Consider the following 25,556-nt stretch of genomic DNA (forward strand, 5'->3'; position numbering starts at 1 on the left):
CCCGGCTTTGGCAGCCGGGGCGGCGCACGACGGTTTTCAACTTCTGGAGCTTTCCCATGTCTCAACTGTTCGAGGCCACCGCCCTCGTCGTTCCGTTTGAACAACTGAGGATGACCGATGTCGAGTCCGTAGGCGGCAAGAACGCCTCGCTCGGCGAAATGATCTCGCAGCTGCCGCAAGGCGTGCGCGTTCCCACGGGCTTTGCCACCACGGCCCACGCCTTCCGCCAGTTCCTGGCCCACGACGGCCTGGCCGACAAGATCAGTGCCAAGCTGGCCGCCCTGGACGTGGAAGATGTCCGCGCCCTGGCCCAGGTGGGTGCCGAAATCCGTGCCCTGGTCGAGAACCAGCCCTTCCCGGCCGATCTGGAGCAGGCCATCCGCGAGGAATTCGTGCGCCTGCAGGGCGGCAACGAGGCAGCCTCGTTCGCCGTGCGCTCCTCGGCCACGGCCGAAGACCTGCCCGACGCTTCGTTCGCCGGCCAGCAGGAAACCTTCCTGAACGTGGTGGGCATCGAGTCGGTGCTGCACAAGATGAAGGAAGTGTTCGCCTCGCTGTACAACGACCGCGCCATCTCCTACCGCGTGCACAAGGGCTTTGCCCACGACGTGGTGGCCCTGTCGGCCGGCGTGCAGCGCATGGTGCGTTCCGACCTGGGCGCGGCCGGCGTGATGTTCACCATCGACACCGAATCGGGCTTCGAGGAAGTCGTCTTCATCACCTCCAGCTACGGCCTGGGCGAGACCGTGGTGCAGGGCGCCGTCAATCCTGACGAGTTCTATGTGCACAAGCCCATGCTCAAGGCCGGCAAGAAGGCCCTGATCCGCCGCAACCTGGGCTCCAAGCTGATCCAGATGGTCTTTGCCTCGCCCGAGGAAAAGGCCGCCAGCGGCAAGCTGGTCAAGACCACCGACGTGGCCCATGAGCTGCGCAACCGCTACTCGCTGTCCGACGAGGACGTGCAGCAGCTGGCCCACTATGCCCTGGTCATCGAGCAGCACTATGGCCGCCCCATGGACATCGAGTGGGGCAAGGACGGCACGGACGGCCAGCTCTACATCCTGCAGGCCCGCCCCGAGACCGTGAAGAGCCAGGCCAAGGGTCAGGCCGAGCAGCGCTACGCCCTCAAGGGCACGGGCAATGTGCTGGCCGAAGGCCGCGCCATTGGCCAGAAGATCGGCACGGGCCCCGTGCGCCTGGTCAATGACATCGCCAACATGGACCAGGTCCAGCCCGGCGACGTGCTGGTGACCGACATGACCGATCCCAACTGGGAGCCGGTGATGAAGCGCGCCTCGGCCATTGTCACCAACCGTGGCGGCCGTACCTGCCACGCGGCCATCATTGCGCGCGAACTGGGCATTCCGGCCGTGGTCGGCTGCGGCAATGCCACCGACCTGCTCAAGGACGGCACCCTGGTCACCGTCAGCTGCGCCGAAGGCGATACCGGCAAGATCTACGACGGCCTGATCGAGACCGAGATCACCGAAGTGCAGCGTGGCGAGATGCCCGCCATCAAGACCAAGATCATGATGAACGTGGGCAACCCCCAGCTGGCCTTCGACTTCGCCCAGCTGCCCAACGAGGGCGTGGGCCTGGCCCGCCTGGAGTTCATCATCAACAACAACATCGGCGTGCACCCCAAGGCCATCCTGGACTACCCCGCCGTCGATGCCGACCTCAAGAAGGCCGTCGAGTCCGTGGCCCGCGGCCATGCCTCGCCCCGTGCCTTCTATGTGGACAAGGTTGCCGAAGGCGTGGCCACGATTGCCGCCGCCTTCTGGCCCAAGCCCGTCATCGTGCGCATGTCGGACTTCAAGTCCAACGAGTACCGCAAGCTCATCGGCGGCAGCCGCTACGAGCCCGAGGAAGAGAACCCCATGCTGGGCTTCCGTGGCGCCGCGCGCTACATCTCCGAGGACTTCGGCGAGGCCTTCCGCATGGAGTGCGAGGCACTGCGCCGCGTGCGCGAGGACATGGGCCTGACCAACGTGCAGATCATGATTCCCTTCGTGCGCACGCTCAAGCAGGCCGAGCGCGTCACCCAGCTGCTGGCGGCCAACGGCCTCAAGCGCGGCGACAACGAACTCAAGCTCATCATGATGTGCGAGGTGCCCTCCAACGCCATCCTGGCCGACGAGTTCCTCGAGTTCTTCGACGGCTTCTCCATCGGCTCCAACGACCTGACCCAGCTGACGCTGGGCCTGGACCGCGACTCCGGCCTGGAGCTGCTGGCTGCCGACTTCGACGAGCGCGACCCCGCCGTGCGCAAGATGCTGTCGCGCGCCATCAAGGCCTGCCTGGACCAGGGCAAGTACGTGGGCATCTGCGGCCAGGGCCCTTCGGACCACCCGGACTTCGCCCAATGGCTGGCTGACGAAGGCATTGCCTCCATCTCGCTGAATCCCGACAGCGTGGTCGCCACCTGGCAGCGCCTGGCGCAGTAAGGGCTGGCAGCGTCGCCATGCATACGCCGAAAGCGCACTTGCATGACGACGCGGTCGGGGGACCGTCCGAAGGCGAGACCTTCGCCCCCGACCTGCACGACATCCGCCATCTGTGGCTCAAGGCCGTGCTGTTCGCGGTCTGGGTGGCCGTCTCCTTTGGCGCCTGCTACTACGCGCGCGACCTGCAGGCGCTGATGCCCGACTGGCCGCTGGCCTACTGGTTCGCGGCCCAGGGGGCAGTCCTGATGTTCCTGGCCATCGTCATCGTCTATTGTTTGTCCATGGACCATTTCGAGCGCCGCGAGGCCCGGGCCGCTTTTGCGACGGCACCGGCTCCCGCATCCCCATCGGCCGATACGCAACCGTCCGCACCGCCATCGCCTCCCGGCCATGGCTGAGCGAGCACCGCTGACGGCGGCCTCCCACTGGCGGCTGCACCGCATCGTGGCCCTGTACACGCTGGGCGTGCTGGGTTTTCTGGCCCTCATGTTCTGGGCCGAGCAGCAAGGCCTGTCGCGCCACTGGATAGGCCCCATCTTCCTGTTCTTCACCGTCATGGTCTATGCGGCCATCGGCGTGTACCTGCGCACCAGCGACCCCGAGGAGTACTACGTCGCGGGCCGGCGCATTCCGCCCTTCTACAACGGCATGGCGGCTGCGGCGGACTGGGTCAGCGCGGCCTCGTTCATCAGCCTGTCGGGGGCGCTGTACCTGCAGGGCTTTGCCGGCGTGCCGGGCCAGGCCGGCGGACTGGCCTACCTGCTGGGCTGGACGGGCGGCTTTTGCCTGGTCGCCATGCTGATCGCGCCGCACCTGCGGGCGATGAAGCTCTACACCATTCCCGATTTCTTCCAGCAGCGCTACGGCGGGCGCTGGCCGCGCGTGATCGCGGCGCTGGCGGCCGTGATCTGCTCGTTCACCTATGTGGTGGCGCAGATCTACGGCGTGGGGCTGATCGCCTCGCGGCTGACGGGCGTGCAGTTCGAGATCGGCATCATGCTGGGCCTGGGCGGCGTGCTGCTGTGCTCCTTCCTGGGCGGCATGCGCGCCATCACCTGGACCCAGGTCGCGCAGTACGTGGTGATCCTGCTGGCCTTTCTGATCCCCGTGTCCTGGCTGGCCTACCGGCAGATGGGCAATCCCGTGGCGCCGCTGGCCTATACGGCCCAGCTCAGCCAGATTGCGGAGATGGAGCAGCGCCTGCTGGACTCGCCGGCCGAGCAGGAGGTGATCGCCGCCTACCGCCTGCGCGCCGAGGTGCTGGAGGACAAGCTCAAGGACGTGCCGCGCGTTCTGGCCGCCGAGCGCCAGGCGCTGGCCGAGCGCATACGCGATCTGCGCACGCGCAGCGGCGATATCGGCGCCATCATGGCCGCCAGCCGCGAACTGGCCGCCATGCCGCGTGACGAAGCGGCCGCGCGCGCGCTGTGGACACGCCAGCTGCAGGAAATGCGCGAGCGCGAGAAGCCGCTGGGCGGCATTCCGCTGCACAGCCTGCCATTCGCCGGCAACCCCGATGGATCGTCCCAGGAGCAGCAGATCTACGAGGACAGCCGGCGCAACTTCCTGGCGCTGATGTTCTGCCTCATGGCCGGCACGGCCGGCCTGCCGCATTTGCTCACGCGCTACTACACGGCGCCCTCGGTGTCGGGGGCGCGGGCCTCGGTGGGCTGGACGCTGTTCTTCATCGGCGTGCTGTACATGAGCGCGCCGGCCCTGGCCGTGCTGGTCAAGTTCGAGGTCATGAACAACCTCGTGGGCATCCGCTTTGACGAGCTGCCCAACTGGATGGCGCAGTGGGCCAGGGTGGATGCCTCCTTGCTGGCCGTGGAGGATGTCAACGGCGACGGCGTGCTGCAGTTCGGCGAGATCCGCATGGGCGCCGACCTCATCATGCTGGCCACGCCCGAGCTGGGCGGCATGCCCTACGTGGTCTCCGGCCTGGTGGCGGCCGGCGGCCTGGCTGCGGCGCTGTCCACGGCCGATGGACTGCTGCTGACCATCAGCAACGCGCTGGTGCGCGACCTGTACTTTCGCGAGCGCCGCCGCCGCGCCTCGCCCGAGCAGCGCGTGATCCTGTCCAAGTTCGCGCTGCTGGTGATGGCGCTGTCGGCCGCCTTCGTGGCCTCGCGCCGTTCCTCGGACATCCTGCCCATGGTCACGGCATCGTTCTCGCTGGCGGCCTCGGCCTTCGTGCCGGCCATGGTGCTGGGCATCTTCTGGCGTGGCACCACGCGCCGGGGCGCCGTGGCCGGCATGCTGGCCGGGCTGGGCGTCACGCTGTACTACATGGTCTCGCATGTGCCGGCACTGCAGCCCGTGCTGCCCGAAGCGCTGCACGCGCGCCTGTGGTGGGGCATACAGCCGATTTCATCGGGCGTCTTCGGCGTGCCGGCCGGCCTGCTGGTGACCTGGCTGGTCAGCTGCCTGGACCCGCGCCGCCGGGCGCCGGCGCGTTCCATGCCCGCAAAAGCGTCCTGACGGGCAGAGGCCGCCGGGCGGGAGGATGGTCATTTTCTGCCCCGTTTTTGCGCTTTTGGCAGATCTGGATCATTGCCGGCCCCACTGAAGCCCGTGCGTGCTGGAAAACCCGCTTTTGGGAGCCGGAGGCTCATGACACGCTGCGAGCCGTGTCCGATCCGATCCCTTGCAGAGAATCCCGTCCGCCATGCATTTTGTGAAAACGTCCGCCGGCCAACAGGCATTCAAGGAACGCCATGCCGATCTCTCGCCCCGGTTGCGCTCGGCCTTTTTGCTGTTTGACGGGCAACGCAGCCTGGCGCAGGTGCTGCAGGCCGTCGCCGGCATGGGCGTGACGCAGGACGAGATCCTGGCGCTGGTGGAGCGCGAATGGCTGGCACCGCGCGACGCGGCCGAGCCCCGGCTGGGCGTGGTGGCCGTTGCGGTGCCTTCGGTCCCTGCCGCGCCTGCTGCAGCGGCTTCTTCCACGGATTCGGCTGGCGATGCCCCCGCGCAGTCCGAGCCATCGCTGGCCGTGCGCTATCGCAACGCCTATCCGCTGGCCGTGGCCATCACGGCCAACCTGGGCCTGAAGGGGTTCCGGCTCAACCTTGCCGTGGAAGCGGCCATGGGCTACGACCAGCTGGTGGCATTGGCGCCGCGCCTGCGCGAGGCTGCCAGTCCTGCCAGCTACCTGCCGCTGCACGAGGCGCTGTTCGGCAAGGCACCTTGAATGAGGAATGGCCCCCACGCTCGCCGAGGGTGCGCTTTTCATCTTGGGGCGGCGCGGCAATGAAAAAGGGCAAGGCGCCTTCGCACCTTGCCCTTGCATGAACCTGTGGGTGCAGGCTCAGACGGCCAGCAGCTCCACGTCGAACTTCAGCGTGGCGTTGGGGGGGATCACGCCGCCGGCGCCGCGGGCGCCATAGCCCAGCTCGGCCGGGATGATCAGGGTGCGCTGGCCGCCCACCTTCATGCCTTGCACGCCTTCGTCCCAGCCCTTGATCACCATGCCGCCGCCCAGGGGGAAGACGAAGGGATCGTTGCGGTCCTTGCTGGAGTCGAACTTGGCGCCCTGCACGCCGTTGTTGTAGAGCCAGCCCGTGTAGTGCACGGTCACGCTGCGGCCGCGCTGGGCTTCGGCGCCGTCGCCCACGACGGTGTCTTCATACTGCAGGCCGGATGCGGTGGTGGTGAAAGCCATGGTGGTATTCCTTGAGAGAGAAACGGTAGGGGGAAAGGAGACGACCCGGCGGGCCGGTGGCCCTGCGCGGGAAGAGGCCGTGGCGCCTGGTTCCGCGCCCGGCCTGACATCACTTCTTGGCGCGCGCGGCCACCCAGCGGTTGGCAAAGGCCTGCACATCGGACAGGCGCTTGAGCAGGTCCTGGCCGGCCAGCGTCACGGTGTAGCCGTCGGAGCCATGCTCCAGCAGCCCGCACTCGCGCAGCTCCTTGATGCGGGTGTTCAGCGTGTTGGGCGTGATGCCGCCCACGCTGTCTTGCAGCAGTCGAAAGGTCTGAGGATGGCCGTCACGCAGCGCCCACAGCACGCGCAACGCGTAGCGGCATTCGAGTTTCTCGAACAGCTGGTTGATGGCGGCGTTTTCCTTGGAGCTCATGACGCTTCTCCTTGCGCAATGGTGTGGGTGAGCCGGCGGGTGCGTCCGGGTGGGACGCGCGCCGAGCCAAGTCCCGGGGAACTATAGCTCTGGATCCATTCTGCTACAAGTTTGGTAGCTCAAAACCCACAGCGGCAATGCCCCACGCTAGAGGAATACGCGTATGACCAAGCCAGTGTTGCAGGCCCGCCACGTGGCCTGCCCGCTGCGCGGCGGTTTCTCAGCTCTTGAGTTTGAGCAGATAGGTCATCACGCTGGCCGTGGTGTGCTCCAGCTCCAGAAAGCCGTTGAAATCGCGGCCCGCCTGCCAGGAAGGCTCCCAGCGGTTCTGGCGCAGGGCGCGTTGCCAGCTCTCGTGCTGCGTGGCCTGCTCCACGGCGCCCAGCAGGGCCTGGGCACGTGCGGCGCTGACCTGCTTGCCGGTGAAGACGGCGCGCCAGTTGGCCATGTCCGCATCCAGCCCCTGCTCGCGGAACGAGGGCAGGCCGAACAGGCTGCGGCGCGAGGACACGCCGATGGCGCGCAGCTTGCCGCTGGCCAGCGCCTCGCTGAACTCGCTGTAGCCGGACACGCCCATGCGCGCATCGCCCTTGAGCAAGGCCTCCACCACCTGGGCGCCGCCAGGAAAGGGCTTGTAGACCAGTTGCTCGGGCGCCGCCTTGGCCGCGCGCGTGAGCAGGCCGGCGAACATGTGGTCCACGCCACCGGCCGAGCCACCCGCAAACGACTGGTGGGCCAGGTCGCTGCGCAGCGCGGCCACCAGGTCCTTGGCATTGCGGATGGGGGAGTCGGCCGGTACGGCCACGACCAGGTAATCGCTGGTCAGGCGGGCAATCGGCTGCACATGCGACATGTTGACGGCCGGCTTTTGCAGTGCCACCGCACCGACCATCACCATGCCGCCGATCAGCAAGGCGTCGGGGTCCTTGCCATGGCGCTCGGCAAACTGGGCCAGGCCGATGGTGCCTCCCTTGCCGCCCACGTTTTCATACTCCACGCGCTCGGCCGCGCCGCTGGCCACCAGGGCCGCGCCCAATGCGCGGCCGGTCTGGTCCCAGCCGCCGCCGGCATTGGCCGGAATGACGATGCGCAGGCTGGTCGCCACGCGCTGGGCGCTGCCGGCAGCCCGTGGCGCATGGGCTGCAGGTGCTGCCGCTGGCGGTGCGGCATGGGCCAGAGGAGAGCACAGCATGGCCAGGGCAGCGCCCTGGGCCAGCATCTGGCGGCGGTTCTGGCGCGTTCCATCGGCGGTATGGGCGGCGTTGGCGGCGGTTTGCGAAAAGCTCGGAAGGCGCATGCAGTCTCCAATCGGGTTCGCGCGCCATTGTGGGCGCAAATGAATCAGAAAAGCAGATTATGTAAGCATGTGCGTCAGCTGCTTGACACAACACAGTACAGCGCAGTCCGGCCCGCGCGGCTCTGTGATCTCTGGGCCGGTACGGTCCCTCAGCGCTCAGAAGTCGTAACGCATGCTCACGTTGACGCTGCGCGGCGCACCCCAGGTGTAGTACAGGCCCTGGGCATTGAAGTTGGTCACGCCAGAGAAATAGTGCTTGTCGAACAGGTTGTTGACGTTGGCCGCGATGCTGAGATGGCGGTTGATCTGGTAGCGCGCCATCAGGTCCATCACCCAGTAGGCGTCCTGGCGCAGCGTGGCGGCGCCGCGGCTGGTGGAGATGGCGCTTTGCCAGCGCGCGGCGCCGCCCACGGTCAGGCCGGACAGCGCGCCCTGCGCGAAGCGGTAGGTGGTGCCCAGCTTGAACTGGTGGCGCGGGCTGGTGGCGGCGTTGTCCAGATTGCTGTTGATGGTCACGTAGCTGCCCTGGGCCTGCCAGCCCTTGGCCAGCTCGCCGGACAGTTCCAGTTCGAAGCCGCGCCTGCGCGCGCCCTGGACCGCGCGGTAGGCCGTTTCGCCATTGGGCATGAGCCCGTCTTCCACGGCCGTGTTGTCGGTGCGCATCCAGAAATGGGCGACGCTGGCGTTCAACCGCTTGTCGAAGAATTCGCCCTTGGCGCCGATCTCGTAGGTCAGGCCCTCCTCGGGCGGCAGGGTGCGTTCCTGCAGATCCTTGGCGCTTTGCGCCTTGAAGATGCTGGCGTAGCTGCCATACAGCGAGATGTTCGGGCTGACGTCATACACCAGGCCCGCATAGGGCGTGACCACGCCGTGCTCGCGCATGTTGTAGTTGTACCAGCTGATGTCGGTCACATCCTTCTGGTCGTAGTTGGTCACGCGCAGGCCGGCGATCAGCTTCAGCGGATCGGCCAGATTGAGGCGTGCCGCGCTGTAGAGATAGCTGCGCTTGTTGCTGAACAGGTCGTTGGAATAGGGGATGTTGTCCGCTGGCGCCGGGATGGCTGCGCCGCCCTGGCTGAAGTCCACCTGCGGCAGGTCCAGGCCGGGGCGCGCGCCGCGCAGCAGCGTGGTGCGGTTGCGTGCGGCGCCCGCGCCCACCAGCAACTCATGCTGGCGGCCGAACAGCGTGAACGGGCCCTGCACGTCGATGCTGATGTTCTGGTTGCGGGACTCGATGTCCTTGTAGGCCGCGAACTGGGCCGAGCTGGGCAGGGCGTAGCGCAGCAGGCCGATCTGCATGTCGGGCGTCTTCACCTCTTCATGCGACATCTGCAGCTTGGCCTTCCAGCCGCTGGCAAAGCGGTGCTCCAGGCGCGCGAAGCTGTTGAGCGACTCCTGCTCGTAGCCCGACCAGGGTGCGGCGATGTTCAGCGAGCGCGGCATCCAGCCAACGAACTGGCCGGTGCCCGTGTAGCCCTGGATGGGCGTGGTGCCGCCCGAGCCGCGCAGCTCGCGCTGGCGGTAGGTGATGCCGGCACTCAGCAGGGTGTCGGGGGTGAGGTCGTATTCCAGCGTGCCGTACAGCATGGAGCTGTTGCTGTGGTGGTGGTCGCGGAAGCTGTCGCCGCTCTTGCGCGAGGCCACCAGGCGGCCGCGCAGGCTGCCTTCCTTGTTGAGCGGACCGGCAATGTCGGCATCGGCACGGTAGGTGCCCCAGCTGCCCGCGCTGGCCATTGCGCTGGCCTGGAAGTCGCGCGTGGGGCGCTTGCGGATCAGGTTGACCGTGGCTCCGTAGGCGCCGTCGCCATTGATCAGGCCCGACGAGCCCTTGAGCACTTCAACGCGGTCGATCTCGGCCAGATCGTCCAGCGAGTACATGATGTGCGTGTTCCAGCCCCAGCCATTGGTGAGCTGGCGGCTGCCATCGGTCTGCAGGTTGACGCTGGAGCCGCGCACGTTGAAGGTGGTCATCTCGCTTTGGCGGACCACGGCCACGCCGGGCGTCTGCTCCAGCACGTCGGTCAGGGTCTCCAGCTTGAAGTCGTCCATGCGCTGGCGGGTCATCACGCTCACCGACTGCGGCGTCTCGCGCAGCGACAGGCCCAGGCCCGTGGCCGTGCTGCTGGCTCCGGTCGCGGTGTAGGCGCCCGTGCCTTCCGTGGCGCTGCCGACCTCGGCCTTGGCGGTGACGTGCACCGCGCCCAGAGTGGTGGCGCCCACGGCTGAGGCGGCAGGCGCTGTCGAGGACGCAGGCGATGCCTGCGAGCGGCGCAGCGTATAGCCGCCGTTGCCCGAGGTCGCGGCCGCCAGGCCCGAGCCCGCCAGCAGGCGGGTCAGCGCCTCGGCCGGCGCATGGCTGCCCTGCAGGCCCGGGCTTTGCAGATCGCGCACCAGCTCGGGCGTATAGGCCAGCAGCACGCCCGAGGCCTTGGCGAAGCGCGTGAGCGCGGCCTCCAGCGGTCCTGCCGGAATGTCGTAGGCCTGGGTGCGCTCGGTACCTGTCTGGGCCTGGGCCTGGGCCTGGGCATTCGCGGGCAAGGGCAGGGCGGACAGGCTGGCCAGTGCGGCGGCCAGGGCCAGGGTCAACGCGGACAGGTGGAACGCAGGCGCAGGCTGCGCGGGGCGGAGGACGCGTGCCGCCGCGGTAGCGAGGTGGCGCTGGTGATGGAGGTCGGACATGTTGGTGCGGTCTTTGGATCAGGGAGGAAACATGGCGCCGCAAAGCGCCTCTCCCCTGCTTGTCACGCGAGATGGGAAAAGGTACAGACCGATGTCACCGGGCCGCGTTGTCCCGCCGCCTTCTCTTCATGCCGGACCTATGCGCACCCAGTAGCGCACCGGCACATGGATGCGCACGGGCAGCACCTGTACCAGGGACTGCAGGATGCGGTCCGTATCGGCGAGCGGGAAGACGCCCGACAGGCGCAACCCGGCCACCTCGGGTGCCAGCGTGATCAGCCCGGGTCGGTAGCGGCGCAGTTCGTCGATGAAGCGGTCCAGGCGCATGTCCGAGGCCACGAGCACGCCTTCGTCCCAGCCCGGCCCCTCGCCGGCCGCGCCGGCCGGCAGGGCCTGCGTGGCACTGAGCCTTGCGGCTTCGCCGCTGTCGACACGCAGCAACTCGCCCGTGCGGCTGCGGGCCTCGACCGCGCCCTCGAAAACGGCCACGCGCGTATCCGCAGTCTCCATGTCATGGCGCACCGTGAAACGCGTGCCCAGGGCGCGCAGCCTGCCCGCGGGCGTGTCCACCACAAAGGGGCGCGCGGGCTGGGCCGTGTCATGGGCGGTGGTGACCATCAGCTCGCCGCGCAACAGCAGCACGCGGCGAAGCTGGTCGTCGAAGGCAAGGTCCACGGACGTCTCGGTGTTGAGCAGCAGCTGCGTGCCATCGGGCAACTGCAGGGAGCGCCGCTCGCCCTTGGCGGTGCTGACATCGGCATTCCAGGCCTGCCACGGCAGGCGCTCATGCGCAGTCCATGCCGCAGCACCTGCGCCGGCCAGGCCAGCGACGCTGGCCAGCAGGCGGCGGCGTGCCTGGGAGGTCTTGAGGCTGCGCGCCAGCGTGGCCGTGGCAAGGGGTCCATTGAGGGGACCGCTGTCCGGGCGTGCGTCAGGCAGCCTGAGCCGCGCATTCGTGGCCTCGATGCGCTGCCAGGCCCGCTCATGCAGCGGATGGGCCGCGCGCCAGTCCAGCCATTGCGCGCGTTGTTCCTCTGTGCAATCGCCTGACCACAGCTGCACCAGCCAGTCCACGGCGCTGTGGACCACGTCAGGCGGCAGCGCGGGGTCGGCACTATGGGTGGAGCCATCGGCGCCATGGACGCGCCCGGCAGCGCAGCGCTGTGTCATGCCGCATGTTCCGGGAAGTAGCAATGCCGGATGGCGCGCGCCATGTACTGCTTGACCGAGCTGACCGAGACCTGCAGCAGCAACGCGATCTCGGCATAGGCCATGCCGTCCAGCTGGGCGTGCAAAAAGGCCGCGCGCACCTTGGGCGGCAGGCCGTCGAGCAGGCGGTCCAGCTCGCACAGCGTCTCCAGCACGATGGCGCGTTCCTCGGGCGAGGGCGCCAGCGGCTCGGGCTGCAGCGCCAGCGTGTCCAGATAGGCGCGTTCAATTTCTCGGCGGCGCAGGTGGTTGGCCATCACGCGCTTGGCCACCGTGGTGAGGAAGGCGCGGGGCTCCCGGATCTCGGACAGTTCGGTGCGGGACTCCATCACGCGCACGTAGGTGTCCTGTGCGAAATCTGCCGCATCGCCTGCATGGCCCAGCCGGCGCTGCAGCCAGGTGCGCAGCCAGCCATGGTGCTGCTGGTAGAGATGGGCAAGGGCCTGGTGGGGAGTCACGGCGGGACAGGACACGAAGGGTGAAGAGGGGGGAGATGCAAGTGATAAGCATTCTTATTTTACTTTGGGTGATGCTGGCACCGCCTTGGCGTGGCGCACGATTAAGCCGGTAAAGCTTGTGTAAATGCGATCAATTCTTATTTGTGGGCGGTAGAATCCCCGGGCCTTTCCTTTCCTGGGCTCCCGTGCCCGCCATCCGTGATGGTTGACGCCGCGTGGCGCTGCCGCCTTTTTCTGTTGCGATGACATCCCCCAAACCGGACCCTCGGCGCCGTTCCTACTGGCTCAAGACACTGCACGAGTGGCACTGGGTCAGCTCCGCGCTGTGCCTGATCGGCATGCTGCTGTTCGCCGTCACGGGGTTCACGCTCAACCATGCGGGGCAGATCGAGTCCAAGCCGCGCATCGTGCGTGGCGAGGCGGCATTGCCCGATGCGCTGCGCGTGCAGTTGGTCCAGCAGCAGGCCAGCCAGCCGCGCGACCGGGCGCCCGTGCCTGCGCCGTTTGCGGACTGGGTGCGCGGCCAGTGGGGCCTTGAAGCCGAGGGCCGCGAAGCCGAATGGACGGCCGACGAGCTGTATGTGTCCCTGCCACGCCCTGGCGGCGATGCCTGGGTGCGCGTTGCCCTGGCCGATGGCGAGGCCGAATACGAGCGCACCGACCGGGGCTGGATCGCCTATCTGAACGACCTGCACAAGGGCCGCAACACGGGCGCCGCCTGGAGCTGGTTCATCGACATCTTTGCCGCAGCCTGCCTGGTGTTCACCGTCACGGGCCTGTTCATCCTGAAGATGCATGCAGGCAACCGCCCCTTCACCTGGCCCATGGTCGGCATGGGGCTGGTGATTCCCATGCTGCTGGCCCTCCTGTTGATCCACTGAGAACCGAAAGAGCCTTGCCAATGAATCCGCACTTCTCTCTGCGCTACACCATGGCGCTTGGCGCCTGCCTGGGCGCGGTCCCGGTCTTTGCCGCCGGCCTGAACGTGGGCGTGGAAATTCCGCGCCTGGATGTCGCCGAATACCACCGCCCCTACGTGGCCGTGTGGATCGAGCGCGCCGACGCCTCGGTGGCCTCCACGCTGTCGGTCTGGTACGACGTGAAGATGCGCAATGCCGAAGGCACGAAGTGGCTCAAGGACATGCGCCAGTGGTGGCGCCGCACGGGCCGTGACCTGACGTTGCCGATCGATGGCGTGACCAGCCCCACGCGTCCCGTGGGCAAGCACCAGCTGAGTTTCACCGAAGGCGCCAATCCCTTCGCCAAGCTGCCGCCCGGTGAATACAAGCTCGTGGTCGAGGCCGCGCGCGAAGTCGGCGGCCGCGAAGTGGTCACCGTGCCCTTCAAGTGGCCCGCGGCCAAGGCCGAGCAACTGAGCGCCAAGGGCAGCAGCGAGCTGGGCGAGATCAGCGTCGAGCTCAAGCCTTGAAATTGAAAGCCGCCGAGGCGCTGTGCGCCTTCCCTCTCACGAGGGGGACGACGCCATCGCTGCACGTGCCAGACCCATCCACGAACCAAGGAGATTTTTCATGAAGTCCAAGACCCGCTTTGCCGTCCGTCTGGCTGCCAGCCTCGCCATTGCCTGCGGCGCCTTCCAGGCCGCCCAGGCCCACAACCTGTGGCTGCTGCCCTCGACCACGGTGCTGTCCAAGGCCGAATGGATCACGGTGGATGCCGCTGTCTCCAACGACCTGTTCTTCTTCAACCACGTGCCGCTGGGCCTGGACAACCTCGTTGTCTCGGCGCCGGACGGCTCGGCCGTCGCGCCGCAGAATGCCCATCGCGGCAAGCTGCGCAGCGTGTTCGACCTGGACCTGCAGCAAAGCGGCACCTACCGCCTGGCCATCGTCAACGACGGCCTGTTTGCCTCCTGGAAGGACAAGGCCACGGGCCAGAACCGCCGCTGGCGCGGCTCGCCCGAGAAGTTCGCCGCCGATGTGCCCGCCGACGCGCAGGACCTGAAGGTGACCCAGTCCGTGGGCCGCATCGAGACCTTCGTGACCGTGGGCAAGCCCAGCGCCGTCAAGCCTTCCGGCAAGGGGCTGGAGCTGGTGCCCGTGACCCATCCCAACGACCTGGTCAAGGGCGAGAAGGCCACCTTCGCCTTCCATGTGGACGGCAAGCCCGCCGCCAACCTGGAAGTCGTGCTGGTGCCCGGCGCCACGCGCTACCGCGACAACAAGGGCGAGATCAAGGCCACGACCGACGCCAAGGGCGAGTTCAGCGTGACCTGGCCCACCGCCGGCATGTACTGGGTGGATGCCGATGCCCAGGACAGCAAGACATCGCTGCCCCAGGCCAAGGAGCGCCGCCTGTCCTACGTGGGCACGTTCGAGGTGCTGCCCTGAGCCTTGCGTCCCCACCCGGGGCTCCGTCTGCGCCCGTGCGCGTGAGCTTCGCGCCCGCCCTGTTGCAGGGCGGCGCAGGCCGGGGCCTTGCCGCGCCTGTGTCCACAGGCGCGGCGTCCTTTGCCGTCTCCGGCTACGCGCCGCAGGCGGTGCGGCGGGCAGACCCCGCCGCGCTGCAAACACTCACCGGCGAGGCCATGGGCACGACCTGGAGCGTGCGCCTGCACAACCCGGATTTCCGCCCGCTCGATGAGGCGCGCCAGGCCATAGAGGCTGCGCTGGCCCTGGTCGTGCGCCAGATGAGCAACTGGGAAGCCGGCTCCGACATCTCGCGCTTCAACCGCGCCGAGCCCGGCAGCTGGCATGCACTGCCGCCCGAATTCTTCACCGTGCTGGCCTGCGCACTCGAGTGGGCACAGGCCAGCGGCGGCGCCTGGGACCCTACCGTGGGGCCGCTGGTTGATCTGTGGGGCTTCGGCCCGCGTGCGGAAAAGTCGCAGGGCGTCGGCATCCCCGATGCCGATGCGCTGCGGCGGGTGCGCGAGCGCGTGGGCTACCAGCGCATCGTGCTGGACCTGGCGGGCCGGCGCGCGCTGCAGCCCGGCGCCGTCCATGTGGACTTCAGCGGCATTGCCAAAGGCTATTCGGTGGACCTGGTCGCCGAGCGCCTGCAGGCGCTGGGCCATACCGATTTCCTCGTCGAGGTGGGCGGCGAGCTGCGTGCCTGCGGTCAGCGCCCTGGCAACCAGCCCTGGCGCGTGGCCGTGGCCGTGGCCGTGGCGAGCATGGCGGACCAGTCCACGCCGCTGGCGCTGCCGCTGCGCGACATGGCCATCGCCACCTCGGGCGACCACTGGCATGCCTTCGAGCAGGGCGGGCGCCGCTACTCCCACACCATCGATCCGCGCAGCGGCGAGCCCGTGGCGCATGGCCTGACCAGCGTCACCGTGCTGCATGCCGAATGCATGCAGGCCGACGCCCTGGCCACCGTGCTCACCGTGCTGGGACCGCGCGAGGGCCTGGACTTTGCCGAGCAGCGCGGCGTGGCGGCGCTGCTTTGCGAGCGCACTGCCCAAGGCCCTGCCATGGCGATGACAACGGCTTTTGCCGCGCTGCTGCCGTGAGCGCTTCCTTCACTTTTTCCGCCGTGTAGATTCCCGGTCCTGCCATGACCTTGTCCGACCCTGGGCTGCGCGTACTCGCAGCCGCCGTGCTGGTCCTGCTCTATGCGGCCATGTGCGCCGCCATCTGGTGGCGCGAGCGCCGCCAGCGCATGCGGGCCCGGCAGGAAGCGGCTGCGCTGACCAGCGCACGCGAGGGCGCGCTGCCCCTGCTTGTGGCCTATGCCAGCCAGACCGGCCAGGCCGAGGAGCTGGCGCGCGAGACCGCCCGGCTGCTGCACACGGCCGGAGAAAGCGTGCACCTGTGCGCCCTGGACGCTGTGGATGCCGACCTGCTGGCGCGCACGCAAAGGGCGCTGTTCATCGCCAGCACCTATGGCGAGGGCGATCCGCCCGACAACGCGGCGCTGTTCCTGGCGCACGCCATGGCCGATGCACGGCCGCTGTCCCATCTGCAATACGGCCTGCTGGCGCTGGGCGACCGGCAGTACGCGCAGTTCTGCGGCTTTGGCCGCGCGCTGGACAGCTGGCTGCGTGCCGGTGGCGCCAGGCCCTGGTTCGAGCGCGTCGAAATGGACAACGGCGCGCCGCAGGCCCTGACCGCCTGGCAGCACCAGCTGACCCAGATCAGCAGCCTGGGCGACATGCCGGCATGGGAGCAGCCGGTCTTCGGCGAATGGACGCTGGCCGCGCGCCGGCACATGAACCCGGGCAGCGCAGGCGAGCCGGTGTTCCACATCGAGCTGCAGCCCCCTGCAACGGAGCCCGCGCTGTGGGAGTCCGGCGACCTGGCGCAGGTCTGCATTCCTGCGGACCCGCAGCATCCGCGCGAGTACTCCATCGCCTCCATCGCCCAGGATGGCTGCGTGCACCTGCTGGTGCGCCAGGCGCGGCGCGAGGATGGCTCGCCGGGCCTGGCCTCGGGCTGGCTCACGCAGGGCGCGCCCCTGGGTGCAGCCATCACCCTGAGGCTGCGTGCGCACCGCAATTTCCGGCTGGAAGACAACCTGCAGCGCCCGCTGGTGCTGATCGGCAATGGCACGGGCCTGGCCGGCCTGCGCAGCCACCTGCGCGCGCGTGCGGCGGCGGGCCTGGGTCCCAACTGGCTGCTGTTCGGCGAGCGCAATGCGGCGCACGACCGGCTGTACGGCGACGAGCTTCAGGCATGGTGCGATGGCGGCGTGCTGCAGCGCCTGGACCTGGCCTTCTCGCGCGACCGCAGCGAAGGCGCGCCGCGCGCCTATGTGCAGGACCTGCTGGCGCAGTCCGGCGATGTCTTGCGCCAATGGGTGGCGCAGGGCGCAGCCATCTACGTGTGCGGCAGCCTGCAGGGCATGGCCCAGGGCGTGGACCAGGCGCTGCACGCCGTGCTGGGCGAGGCGCAGATGGAGCTGCTGGTGCGCAGCGGCCGATACCGGCGCGATGTGTACTGAACCCCGCTTGCGCGAGCGCAAAGATGGGCCCGGTTTGCTCCTAGGAACGTAGCATCGGCACGACAGATAAATCCTATTGTGCTCGTGAGAATGGAAATGATTCTCAATGTTCATATAATTTCGTTACATATCCCCATCCCATCGCATAACCAAACATTTCAAAGCGAGTTTCACGGGCCCCACAGCCCGTTTTCCGTTTCTGGAGTGTTTGCATGTCGTATCGCGATCTGCGCGGAGTTCTTCCGTCGCGTCCTTCCCATCTGGCCCTTGTGGTGGCTGCCGTCTGCGCTTCGGGTGCCGTCTCTGCACAGACGGCAACAGGCAATGCCGCGCCCGCCACGGAGCTGCGCGAAGTCGTGGTCTCCGCCTCGGGTTTCGAGCAGGACATCAAGGAGGCGCCGGCCTCCATCACCGTCATCCCGCGTGAGGAACTGGCCAAGGGCCGCTTCGGCAGCCTGACCGACGCGCTGGAAAGCGTGGAAGGCATCGACGTGGGCGCCCCCGCAGGCAAGACCGGCGGCCTGAACATCAGCATCCGCGGCATGCCCAGCGACTACACGCTGGTGCTCATCGACGGCCGCCGCCAGAACTCGGCCGGCAACGTCACGCCCAACGGCTTTGGCGAGACGCAGACCAGCTTCATGCCGCCCATCGGCGCCATCGAGCGCATCGAGGTCATCCGCGGCCCCATGTCCACGCTCTACGGCTCCGACGCCATGGGCGGCGTGATCAACATCATCACCCGCAAGGTCGGCAAGACCTGGACGGGCAGCGTCAGCGCCGACTACACGCTGCAGCAAGAGTCGGAGTTCGGCGACATCAAATCCGGCAAGTTCTACCTGAGCGGCCCCATCAAGCAGGACCTGCTGGGCCTGTCGATCCGCGGCAGCACGCAGCGCCGGGCCGCTTCGGACATCACCTATGCGGGCGCCAACGGCCAGCCCGCCGTTCCCCTCATGGGCGGCAACCCCGTCAAGTCCGAGATCAACAACCTGGGCCTGCGCCTGGCGCTCACGCCCAACAGGTACCACGACATCACGCTGGACCTGGACTCGGGCCGCCAGACCTATGACAACTCGCGCGGCCAGCTCGGCACGCTGGGGCTGCAGGGCGGCTACGGCCCCGAGCAGAAATACAACCGCGACCAGCTCACGCTGGCGCACACGGGCCGCTTCGGCTTCGGAACCTGGGACACCAGCTTCATGGTCAACCGCACCGAAACCATGGGCCGCACCGTTCCCCCGGGAACGCCGGGCGCGACACCGGGCGCTGCGCGCACGCTGGAGGTGGAAAGCAAGGTGCTGGACAGCAAGCTGGTCCTGCCCTGGGGTGCCCACCTGACCACGCTGGGCGGCCAGTGGTGGGATGCCGAGATGAAGGACGGCGTGGCGCCGAACAAGTTCGCCTTCACGCAGAAGGCCCTGTTTGCCGAGGACGAATGGAGCCTGACCGACGCCCTCAAGCTCACCATGGGCGCGCGCTATGACCGCCACAGTCTCTTCGGCGGCAAGCTCAGCCCGCGCATCTACGGCGTGTGGAATGCCGCGCCGCAGTGGACCGTGAAGGGCGGCGTCAGCAACGGCTACAAGACGCCGCGTGTGGAGCAGCTGGCGCCCGGCATCAACGGCTTCGGCCAGCAGGGCCGCCTGCCGCTGGTGGGCAGCCCCAACCTCAAGCCCGAAACCAGCCGCACCACCGAACTGGGCGTCTATTTCGACAGCCCCACGGGCTTTGCAGGCAGCGCCACGGTGTTCAACAACGAGTTCAAGGACAAGATCACCAGCGGCCCGGGCCTGATCAACTGCGACTTTGCGGCAGCGCCCAACCGCCCCGGCTGCGTGAGCTTCGGCAACTGGCCCCTGGTGGATGCCTTCGGCCAGTCCATCAACGTGGACGAGGCCGTCACGCGCGGCCTGGAGCTGAGCGCGCGCATGCCGCTGGCGCGCGGCTGGAACGCCAGCGCCAACTACACCTTCACCAGGAGCGAGCAAAAGAGCGGCCCCAACCGGGGCAACCCGCTGAGCGACACGCCCAAGCATGCGCTCAACGCCCGCCTGAACTGGGAGCCGGGTGCCCAGTGGAACCTGTGGCTGCGTGCCGAATACCGCAGCGAGCGCTTCCGCGACCCCGGCACCAGCGCCAGCTCCCAGGCCGCCAAGGCCGCGCTGGGCAACTACAAGGCCTATACCCAGTTCCACCTGGGTGGCAGCTACCGCGTGAGCAAGCAGTTCACCATCAACGCGGCCATCTACAACCTGTTCAACAAGGATTTCGTGGACTACCAGCCCTACAACGTACCGGGCCAGGTCCAGGGTACCGTGATCTTTGGCAACCGCTACGCGAACAACCAGGAAGGCCGCCGCCTGTGGGTGTCCGCCAACTACGAGTTCTGAGGCGGGTTCCGGGGCGCCTGGCTGGCCTGCACGCGTGAAGGGGCCAGCCTGACCAGCACCTGCAGCGTGCGGTTCAGCGGCACGGGCACGCCCAGGGCCTCGCCGCGCCGCACCACATAGCCGTTCAGGTGGTCGATTTCGCTGGGCTTGCCCAGCGCCAGATCCTGGGCGGTGGATGAGAACTGGCCCGGCATGGTGGCCGGCAGGCCCCGCACGGCAGCGGGCACGTCGCCGGGCAGGGCCACGCCGTCGGCCCTTGCCACGGCCAGGCATTCGGCCACCACGTCGTCCACCACGTGCGCCACGCCGGGCGCCTGCACCAGCGGGCCGTAGGGCAGCTGGCACAGCGCCGACAGCGCGTTGTAGGCGCAGTTGATCACCAGCTTGGCCCACAGCGCGCCGCGCACATCGGGCGATACCTGCACGGCAATGCCCGCCGCGCCAAATTGCCGGGCCACCTGTTCGCTGAGTGCAGAGGGCGCGATGACCAGCTCGCCACGCCCGAAGTGGCGCACATGGCCGGGACCGGCCATGGCCGTGGCCACATAGACCACGGCGGCCGCCACGGCAACGGACGGGCCCAGCACGGCGCGCACGCGCTCGTCGTTGTCCACGCCGTTTTGCATGGTCAGCACCAGGGCGCCCGGCGCCAGGTGCGGCTGCATCTCGCGGGCCGCTTCCTCGGTGGCCGTGGACTTGACGCAGAACATCACCACATCGGCATCGCGCACGGCGCTGGCCTCGGTCGATGCCTGCATGGGCACCTGGATGTCCAGCGCCGCCGTCTCCAGCCGCAGGCCATGCTGCTGCACGGCCTGCACATGGGCGGGGCGGCCGATCAGCGTGACCTGGTGGCCGGCGCGTGCCAGCAGTGCGCCGAAATAGCAGCCCACGGCGCCTGCGCCCATGACGGCGATGCGCAGCGGCGCGGTGGGGGAGGAGGGGCTGGCGGAAGAAGCGTCCATGGTGCGAATCGGATAGGCCTTTGATGGCGCCCAGTCTAGCCAGGCTGCCGTCAAAGGCCCATGCCGTCTTCCCTGGCGCGTGCCATTGCGGACGTCAGGCAGCCCTCATGCCGTCTGCAGGCACAGGTACTTGGTCTCCAGGTATTCCTCGATGCCGTGGCGCGAGCCCTCGCGGCCCAGGCCGGACTGCTTGACGCCGCCGAAGGGCGCGACCTCGTTGGAGATCAGGCCGGTGTTGATGCCCACCATGCCGTACTCCAGCGCACGCGATACGCGCCAGATGCGGCGGTTGTCGTTGGTGAACAGATAGGCGGCCAGGCCGTAGATGGTGTCGTTGGCGCGGCGCACCACTTCGTCCTCGTCGTGGAAACGGAACAGCGGCGCCAGCGGGCCGAAGGTCTCTTCCTCGCAGACCCGCATGCTGTCGTTCACATCGGCCAGCAGGGTGGGCTCGAAGAACAGCTTGCCCGGCACCGGGCGCCTGCCACCGGCCAGCAGGCGTGCGCCCTTGGACAGCGCGTCGGCCACATGGCTTTCCACCTTCTGCACGGCCGCCTCGTTGATCAGCGGGCCATGCGTCACGCCGGGCTCCAGGCCGTTGCCGACCTTGAAGCCCGCCATGGCACGGGCCAGGCGGCGGGCCAGTTCGTCGTGGATGCCGTCCTGCACATAGATGCGGTTGGCGCATACGCAGGTCTGGCCCGCGTTGCGGAACTTGGAGGCCAGGATGCCGGCCACGGCCTGGTCGATATCGGCATCGTCGAACACGATCAACGGCGCATTGCCGCCCAGCTCCAGCGACAGCTTCTTGACCGTGTCGCTGCACTGGCGCATCAGCAGCCGCCCGGTGGCCGTGGAGCCCGTGAAGCTGAGCTTGCGCACCACGGGGCTTTGGGTAAGCGCCTGGCCGATGTCCTGCGGATGGCCGGTCAGCACCTGGAACACACCGGCTGGAATGCCGGCCTCCTCGGCCAGCACGGCCAGGGCCAGGGCCGTGAAGGGCGTGCTTTCGGCCGGCTTGACCAGCATGGTGCAGCCGGCGGCCAGCGCCGGGCCGGCCTTGCGCGTGATCATGGCGGCCGGGAAGTTCCAGGGCGTGATGGCGGCGCACACGCCAATGGGCTCGCGCAGCGTCAGCAGTTGCTGGCCGGCCGTGGGCGACTGCAGCAGTTCTCCGTCCACGCGCTTGCCTTCCTCGGCAAACCATTCGATGAAGGAGGCCGCGTAGGCGATCTCGCCGCGTGCCTCGGCCAGGGGCTTGCCCTGCTCCAGGGTCATCAGCCGCGCCAGATCGTCCTGGTGCGCCAGCATCAGGTCGAACCAGCGGCGCAGGATGCCGGCGCGCTGCTTGCCCGTCAGCGCGGCCCAGGCGGGCAGGGCGCGCTGTGCGGCGGCAATGGCGGCTTCGGTCTCGCCGGCCTGCAGGGCAGGCACCTGGCCCAGGCGCTCGCCCGTGGCGGGGTTGAAGACGTCGATGGCGGGGCCGGAGCCCACGGCTCGCCAGCCCTCGGCGAGCAGGCAGGCCTGACGGAACAGATCGGGGCGTTGCAGTGAAAGACTCATGGTGCAGCAGGGTGTGGCTGGGATGGGGATTCAGGCGGCGACTGGCTGGGACGCGCTCTGGGTGATGGCGCTGTCGATGATGTCCAGGGCCCTGGCGAACAGCGGCTGTGGAATCGTCAGCGGATAGAGAAAGCGGATGGCGTTGCCGTACAGGCCGCAGGTCAGCAGCAGCAGGCCCTGCTCCTGCGCGTGCCGGACGACGGCGGCCACGCGCTGCGCATCGGGCTCGCCGCTGCCGGGAAGGCGGAACTCCACGGCCAGCATCGAGCCCAGGCCGCGCACGTCGGCAATGCCGGCATCCTGCGCCTGCAGGGCTTGCAGGCGCGCGCGCAGCTGGTTGCCCAGTGCGTGGGCGCGCTCGCACAGCCGTTCTTCATCGATCACGTCGAGCACGGCATGGGCCGCGGCCACGGCCAGCGGGTTGGCGGCATAGGTGCCGCCCAGGCCGCCGGGGTGGGGTGCGTCCATGACGGCCGCGCGGCCCACCACGCCCGAGATCGGCAGGCCGCCGCCCAGGCTCTTGGCCATGGTGATCAGGTCGGGCTGCACGCCGTAGTGCTCCATGGCGAACAGCTTGCCCGTGCGAGCGAAGCCGGTCTGCACCTCGTCGGCGATCAGCAGCATGCCGTGCTGGTCGCACAGCTGGCGCAGGCCGGTGAACAGGGCGGCAGGCACGGGGTGAAAGCCCCCTTCGCCCTGTACGGGCTCCACGATGATGGCGGCCACGCGCTGCGGGTCCACCGAGGTCTTGAGCAGCATGGCAATGGCGTCCAGCGACTGCTGCACGCTCACGCCCGCCTGCTCGCCGGGGAAGGGCGCGTGGAAGACTTCGCCCGGCATGGGGCCGAAGCCCTGCTTGTAGGGTGCCACCTTGCCCGTCAGTGCCATGCCCAGCTGGGTGCGGCCATGGAAGGCGCCCTGGAAGGCGATCACGGCCGAGCGGCCCGTGGCATGGCGCGCGATCTTGACGGCGTTCTCCACGGCCTCGGCGCCCGTGGTGAAGAAGGCGGTCTTGGCCGGGCCGGCGATGGGCGCCAGCGCATTGATGCGCTCGGCCAGCGCAATCGCGCTTTCGTAGGGAACGATCTGGAAGGCCGTGTGCGTGAAGCGCTCCAGTTGCTGCTGCACGGCCTGGACCACGCGCGGATGGCGGTGGCCCGTGTTGAGCACGGCAATGCCGGCCGCGAAATCGATGTACTGCCGGCCCTCGGCATCGGTCAGCAGGGCGTTGTCGGCCTGCACGGCATGGAAGCCGCACATCACGCCCACGCCGCGCGGCATGGCGGCGTTGCGCCGGTTCTGGAGTTGCTGGTTCGGGGAAGAGGCGGTGGCGCTGGACATGAGAGGGTTCTCCGTTGATGGGGATGCAAGGCTTCCCGTTATAGTGGTCATTGGTTCCATGACTGGAGCCATCTTTTGAAAAGATGGTGGTGCCAATTGAGCGCGCCTCCACCTCCACCTCTATCCTCACTCCACCAAGGCAGGCATGGCAAAACCCTCCGTGTGCGCGGATCTCATCCTCCAGATGGACTGGCGCGGGCTGGGCGGCGACCGCACCCATCTCAACCTGGGCCTGTACCTGGCCATCCGCCAGGCCATAGACAGCGGGGCCCTGTTGCCGCGCAGCCGTCTGCCTGCCTCGCGTGACCTGGCGCGCGAGCTGGGCGTGTCGCGCAACACCGTCAACCACGCCTACGAGCAGCTGCAGGTGGAGGGCTATGTGCGCAGCCAGGTGGGGCGGGGCACGCATGTGGTGGACACCCTGCCTGCGGCCTTGCTGCTGAGCGGCGGGCGTGCGCCCGCACGCCGCGCCACCGCCGCGGCGCCCGCACCGGGCGGCGGCCTGTCTGCACAGGCGCAGGCCCTGCTGAAAACGGCCCAGGCCTCCGAGCAGCAATGGGGCGCCTTCATGCCCGGCGTGCCCGACGTGACTGAATTTCCGCGCGCCACCTATGCGCGCATCCACAACCGCCTTCTGCGCCACGCCGGGCCGCAACTGCTGACCTACGGCACGCGCGGCGGCGTGGAGGCGCTCAAGCAGGCCCTGGCCGAGCACCTGCGCGTGGCGCGCTCGGTGGACTGCGGGCCGGGCCAGGTGCTGATCACCGAAGGCGTGCACCAGGCCATCGACCTGGTGGTGCGCAGCCTTGCCGATCCCGGCGACTGCGTGTGGATGGAGGAGCCCGGCTACTGGGGCATTGCCAACGTGCTGCGCATGCAGCACGGGCTGCACCTGCACAGCGTGCCCGTGGACGAGGAGGGCATGCAACTGCCCGAAGGCCTGCCCGCGCCCCGGCTGATCTTCGTCACGCCATCGCACCAATATCCCTTGGGCGCCGTCATGAGCATGGCCCGGCGCCGTGCGCTGATTGCCTATGCGCGCCGCGTGGGCGCCTGGATCGTGGAGGACGACTACGACAGCGAATTCCGCTTCTCCGGCAGTCCCGTGCCCAGCATGCAGGGCATGGAGGAAGGTGCGCCCGTGATCTACATAGGCACCTTCAGCAAAACCCTCTATCCGGGGCTGCGCATGGGCTACATGGTGCTGCCACCGGCCCTGGCCGAGCCCCTGCGGCGCATCCATTCCGAGCTGTACCGCGAGGGGCACCAGCTGCCCCAGCAGGTGATTGCCGAGTTGATCACCGAAGGCCACTACGCCGCCCACATCCGCAAGATGCGCCTGCTCTACGGCAAGCGCCGCCGCATGCTGCTGTCCCTGATCGAGCGCTACCTGGGCGCCGACCACCTGCCCTGGGTGGAAAGCAGCGCAGGCCTGCATTTCGTGATGCAGCTGCCGGGCCAGGACGACGATGTGGCGCTTGCCGAGGATCTCCGGCAGGCGGGCATTTTCGTCAAGCCGCTGTCGCGCTATTACGCAGGCCCGCACAAGCGGCGCGGCCTGCTGCTGGGATACGCCTGCGTCTGCGAGGAGGAGATCGGTGCCGCCTTCTTCCGTATGCTGGCGGTGCTCGCAGCCCGGCATGGCCGGGGCTGAGGTTCTCTTTCCCAACCCCTTTGTCCGACGCAGAAAGCGCCATGATCTCCATCCGCCCCGTTGATCCCCATGAATGGCCGCAGTACCGCGATATCCGCCTGCGTGCCCTGCGCGATGCCCCCGACGCCTTCGGCAGCACCTGGGCGGCAGAGGCTGCAAGGGCTGACGCGGACTGGGCTGCACGGCTGCAGGCCGCTGCTGCCGGGGGCAGGGACAGGGTGCTCTTCGCTGTCAACGGCGAACAGGCCTGCGGCCTGGTCTGGTGCAAGCTGTGTGCCGACGAGCCCGGCGTGGCCGACCTCTTTCAGATGTGGGTCGATCCTGCTGCGCGTGGCCGGGGCGCAGGCCAGGCGCTGCTGGCGCAGGCCGTCGCCTGGGCCTGGCAGATGGGCATGCGGCGTGTGCGGCTGGGCGTGACCGCAGCAGACTCTCCCGCCATGCGGCTGTATTTGGCGCATGGCTTCCGGGCGCAGGGCGATCTGCAGCCGCTGCGCGAGGGCTCCGGATTGCAGGTGCAGGCCATGGCCCTGGACCGCGCCGGCGGCTGAACCGCTGCACAGCGCAGGCAG

Annotated in this window: 21 protein-coding genes; 12 read left to right on the top strand and 9 right to left on the bottom strand. The window is 68.4% G+C overall.

Translation table 11 applies throughout. The features are described 5' to 3' along the window. Positions 1 to 56 precede the first annotated feature (56 nt). The 4 genes from ppsA (at position 57) to AC57B5_RS26760 (ending at position 5,640) form a co-directional block, all read left to right on the top strand. Entirely contained in the window at positions 57 to 2,447 is a 2,391-nt protein-coding gene (ppsA, locus tag AC57B5_RS26745) for a phosphoenolpyruvate synthase (RefSeq protein WP_012206863.1), read from the top strand. 17 nt (positions 2,448 to 2,464) lie between these two features. Next, a complete protein-coding gene (locus AC57B5_RS26750; RefSeq protein ID WP_012206862.1) occupies positions 2,465 to 2,845 on the top strand; it encodes a DUF4212 domain-containing protein in 381 nt (126 codons plus the stop codon). Then, the gene (locus AC57B5_RS26755) at positions 2,838 to 4,928 is read left to right on the top strand and encodes a VC_2705 family sodium/solute symporter (RefSeq protein WP_496400646.1); all 2,091 of its coding nucleotides are present in this window, start codon (positions 2,838 to 2,840) and stop codon (positions 4,926 to 4,928) included. The genes AC57B5_RS26750 and AC57B5_RS26755 overlap by 8 nt, the downstream gene beginning before the upstream one ends. 187 nt (positions 4,929 to 5,115) lie before the next feature. After that, the gene (locus AC57B5_RS26760) at positions 5,116 to 5,640 is read left to right on the top strand and encodes a hypothetical protein (RefSeq protein ID WP_012206860.1); all 525 of its coding nucleotides are present in this window, start codon (positions 5,116 to 5,118) and stop codon (positions 5,638 to 5,640) included. Between the two features lie 117 nt (positions 5,641 to 5,757). Here the strand turns inward: AC57B5_RS26760 and AC57B5_RS26765 are convergent, their stop codons facing one another. From AC57B5_RS26765 to AC57B5_RS26790, 6 genes are all read right to left on the bottom strand, one after another. Continuing rightward, complete coding sequence (locus AC57B5_RS26765) at positions 5,758 to 6,111, bottom strand: FKBP-type peptidyl-prolyl cis-trans isomerase (protein WP_012206859.1); 354 nt, start codon at positions 6,109 to 6,111, stop codon at positions 5,758 to 5,760. 109 nt (positions 6,112 to 6,220) lie between these two features. Then, positions 6,221 to 6,526, bottom strand: coding sequence for a winged helix-turn-helix transcriptional regulator (locus AC57B5_RS26770; protein ID WP_012206858.1), 306 nt, complete (start codon positions 6,524 to 6,526; stop codon positions 6,221 to 6,223). 220 nt (positions 6,527 to 6,746) lie between these two features. Further along, positions 6,747 to 7,823 carry a Bug family tripartite tricarboxylate transporter substrate binding protein gene (locus tag AC57B5_RS26775; RefSeq protein ID WP_034396365.1) on the bottom strand — a complete coding sequence of 359 codons (1,077 nt, stop codon included), beginning with the start codon at positions 7,821 to 7,823 and terminating at the stop codon, positions 6,747 to 6,749. A gap of 156 nt (positions 7,824 to 7,979) precedes the next feature. Beyond that, the gene (locus tag AC57B5_RS26780; protein ID WP_496400647.1) at positions 7,980 to 10,502 is read right to left on the bottom strand and encodes a TonB-dependent siderophore receptor; all 2,523 of its coding nucleotides are present in this window, start codon (positions 10,500 to 10,502) and stop codon (positions 7,980 to 7,982) included. A gap of 126 nt (positions 10,503 to 10,628) precedes the next feature. Next, positions 10,629 to 11,672: a FecR domain-containing protein gene (locus AC57B5_RS26785; RefSeq protein WP_496400648.1), complete on the bottom strand. Its 1,044-nt coding sequence runs from the start codon at positions 11,670 to 11,672 to the stop codon at positions 10,629 to 10,631. After that, positions 11,669 to 12,184, bottom strand: coding sequence for a sigma-70 family RNA polymerase sigma factor (locus AC57B5_RS26790; protein WP_013801139.1), 516 nt, complete (start codon positions 12,182 to 12,184; stop codon positions 11,669 to 11,671). The genes AC57B5_RS26785 and AC57B5_RS26790 overlap by 4 nt, the downstream gene beginning before the upstream one ends. A 227-nt stretch (positions 12,185 to 12,411) precedes the next feature. On the opposite strand from AC57B5_RS26790, the gene AC57B5_RS26795 reads away from it, so the two are divergent. The 6 genes from AC57B5_RS26795 (at position 12,412) to AC57B5_RS26820 (ending at position 19,464) form a co-directional block, all read left to right on the top strand. Then, a complete protein-coding gene (locus tag AC57B5_RS26795; RefSeq protein WP_013801140.1) occupies positions 12,412 to 13,050 on the top strand; it encodes a PepSY-associated TM helix domain-containing protein in 639 nt (212 codons plus the stop codon). Between the two features lie 20 nt (positions 13,051 to 13,070). After that, positions 13,071 to 13,598 (top strand): DUF2271 domain-containing protein, encoded by a 528-nt coding sequence (locus tag AC57B5_RS26800; protein WP_034396360.1) that lies wholly within the window; start codon positions 13,071 to 13,073, stop codon positions 13,596 to 13,598. 100 nt (positions 13,599 to 13,698) lie between these two features. Continuing rightward, entirely contained in the window at positions 13,699 to 14,517 is an 819-nt protein-coding gene (locus AC57B5_RS26805) for a DUF4198 domain-containing protein (protein ID WP_012206854.1), read from the top strand. A 35-nt stretch (positions 14,518 to 14,552) separates the two neighbouring features. Beyond that, complete coding sequence (locus AC57B5_RS26810) at positions 14,553 to 15,641, top strand: FAD:protein FMN transferase (RefSeq protein WP_496400649.1); 1,089 nt, start codon at positions 14,553 to 14,555, stop codon at positions 15,639 to 15,641. Between the two features lie 44 nt (positions 15,642 to 15,685). Continuing rightward, positions 15,686 to 17,071 (top strand): sulfite reductase subunit alpha, encoded by a 1,386-nt coding sequence (locus tag AC57B5_RS26815; RefSeq protein WP_496400650.1) that lies wholly within the window; start codon positions 15,686 to 15,688, stop codon positions 17,069 to 17,071. A gap of 212 nt (positions 17,072 to 17,283) precedes the next feature. Beyond that, positions 17,284 to 19,464, top strand: a complete 2,181-nt coding sequence (locus AC57B5_RS26820; RefSeq protein ID WP_496400651.1) for a TonB-dependent receptor domain-containing protein — start codon at positions 17,284 to 17,286, stop codon at positions 19,462 to 19,464. Here AC57B5_RS26820 and AC57B5_RS26825 read toward each other — a convergent pair. The 3 genes from AC57B5_RS26825 to gabT form a co-directional block, all read right to left on the bottom strand. Then, positions 19,452 to 20,429 carry a ketopantoate reductase family protein gene (locus AC57B5_RS26825; RefSeq protein ID WP_013801146.1) on the bottom strand — a complete coding sequence of 326 codons (978 nt, stop codon included), beginning with the start codon at positions 20,427 to 20,429 and terminating at the stop codon, positions 19,452 to 19,454. The two genes, AC57B5_RS26820 and AC57B5_RS26825, sit on opposite strands and share 13 nt — an antisense overlap. Before the next feature lie 105 nt (positions 20,430 to 20,534). Continuing rightward, on the bottom strand, positions 20,535 to 21,992 hold the full coding sequence (locus AC57B5_RS26830) for an NAD-dependent succinate-semialdehyde dehydrogenase (protein ID WP_180319029.1): 1,458 nt from the start codon (positions 21,990 to 21,992) through the stop codon (positions 20,535 to 20,537). Between the two features lie 30 nt (positions 21,993 to 22,022). Then, positions 22,023 to 23,333 (bottom strand): 4-aminobutyrate--2-oxoglutarate transaminase, encoded by a 1,311-nt coding sequence (gene gabT, locus AC57B5_RS26835; protein WP_216294213.1) that lies wholly within the window; start codon positions 23,331 to 23,333, stop codon positions 22,023 to 22,025. Positions 23,334 to 23,478: 145 nt separating this feature from the next. On the opposite strand from gabT, the gene pdxR reads away from it, so the two are divergent. Both pdxR and AC57B5_RS26845 read left to right on the top strand, forming a co-directional pair. Continuing rightward, complete coding sequence (gene pdxR, locus AC57B5_RS26840; RefSeq protein ID WP_496400652.1) at positions 23,479 to 24,987, top strand: MocR-like pyridoxine biosynthesis transcription factor PdxR; 1,509 nt, start codon at positions 23,479 to 23,481, stop codon at positions 24,985 to 24,987. Positions 24,988 to 25,028: 41 nt separating this feature from the next. After that, positions 25,029 to 25,535, top strand: a complete 507-nt coding sequence (locus tag AC57B5_RS26845) for a GNAT family N-acetyltransferase (protein ID WP_216294215.1) — start codon at positions 25,029 to 25,031, stop codon at positions 25,533 to 25,535. Positions 25,536 to 25,556: the final 21 nt, after the last annotated feature.

The organism is Delftia sp. BGA-UO-ETr-SB1, from assembly GCF_059567865.1.

Excerpts from the sequence above, each read along its gene's own strand:
- AC57B5_RS26845 (WP_216294215.1), top strand. The coding sequence starts at position 25,029 with ATGATCTCCATCCGCCCCGTTGATCCCCATGAATGGCCGCAGTACCGC.
- gabT (WP_216294213.1), bottom strand. The coding sequence starts at position 23,333 with ATGTCCAGCGCCACCGCCTCTTCCCCGAACCAGCAACTCCAGAACCGG.
- ppsA (WP_012206863.1), top strand. The coding sequence starts at position 57 with ATGTCTCAACTGTTCGAGGCCACCGCCCTCGTCGTTCCGTTTGAACAA.
- AC57B5_RS26825 (WP_013801146.1), bottom strand. The coding sequence starts at position 20,429 with ATGGACGCTTCTTCCGCCAGCCCCTCCTCCCCCACCGCGCCGCTGCGC.
- AC57B5_RS26760 (WP_012206860.1), top strand. The coding sequence starts at position 5,116 with ATGCATTTTGTGAAAACGTCCGCCGGCCAACAGGCATTCAAGGAACGC.
- pdxR (WP_496400652.1), top strand. The coding sequence starts at position 23,479 with ATGGCAAAACCCTCCGTGTGCGCGGATCTCATCCTCCAGATGGACTGG.
- AC57B5_RS26785 (WP_496400648.1), bottom strand. The coding sequence starts at position 11,672 with ATGACACAGCGCTGCGCTGCCGGGCGCGTCCATGGCGCCGATGGCTCC.
- AC57B5_RS26765 (WP_012206859.1), bottom strand. The coding sequence starts at position 6,111 with ATGGCTTTCACCACCACCGCATCCGGCCTGCAGTATGAAGACACCGTC.
- AC57B5_RS26830 (WP_180319029.1), bottom strand. The coding sequence starts at position 21,992 with ATGAGTCTTTCACTGCAACGCCCCGATCTGTTCCGTCAGGCCTGCCTG.
- AC57B5_RS26795 (WP_013801140.1), top strand. The coding sequence starts at position 12,412 with ATGACATCCCCCAAACCGGACCCTCGGCGCCGTTCCTACTGGCTCAAG.
- AC57B5_RS26805 (WP_012206854.1), top strand. The coding sequence starts at position 13,699 with ATGAAGTCCAAGACCCGCTTTGCCGTCCGTCTGGCTGCCAGCCTCGCC.
- AC57B5_RS26770 (WP_012206858.1), bottom strand. The coding sequence starts at position 6,526 with ATGAGCTCCAAGGAAAACGCCGCCATCAACCAGCTGTTCGAGAAACTC.
- AC57B5_RS26750 (WP_012206862.1), top strand. The coding sequence starts at position 2,465 with ATGCATACGCCGAAAGCGCACTTGCATGACGACGCGGTCGGGGGACCG.
- AC57B5_RS26780 (WP_496400647.1), bottom strand. The coding sequence starts at position 10,502 with ATGTCCGACCTCCATCACCAGCGCCACCTCGCTACCGCGGCGGCACGC.
- AC57B5_RS26755 (WP_496400646.1), top strand. The coding sequence starts at position 2,838 with ATGGCTGAGCGAGCACCGCTGACGGCGGCCTCCCACTGGCGGCTGCAC.
- AC57B5_RS26815 (WP_496400650.1), top strand. The coding sequence starts at position 15,686 with ATGACCTTGTCCGACCCTGGGCTGCGCGTACTCGCAGCCGCCGTGCTG.
- AC57B5_RS26800 (WP_034396360.1), top strand. The coding sequence starts at position 13,071 with ATGAATCCGCACTTCTCTCTGCGCTACACCATGGCGCTTGGCGCCTGC.
- AC57B5_RS26820 (WP_496400651.1), top strand. The coding sequence starts at position 17,284 with ATGTCGTATCGCGATCTGCGCGGAGTTCTTCCGTCGCGTCCTTCCCAT.
- AC57B5_RS26775 (WP_034396365.1), bottom strand. The coding sequence starts at position 7,823 with ATGCGCCTTCCGAGCTTTTCGCAAACCGCCGCCAACGCCGCCCATACC.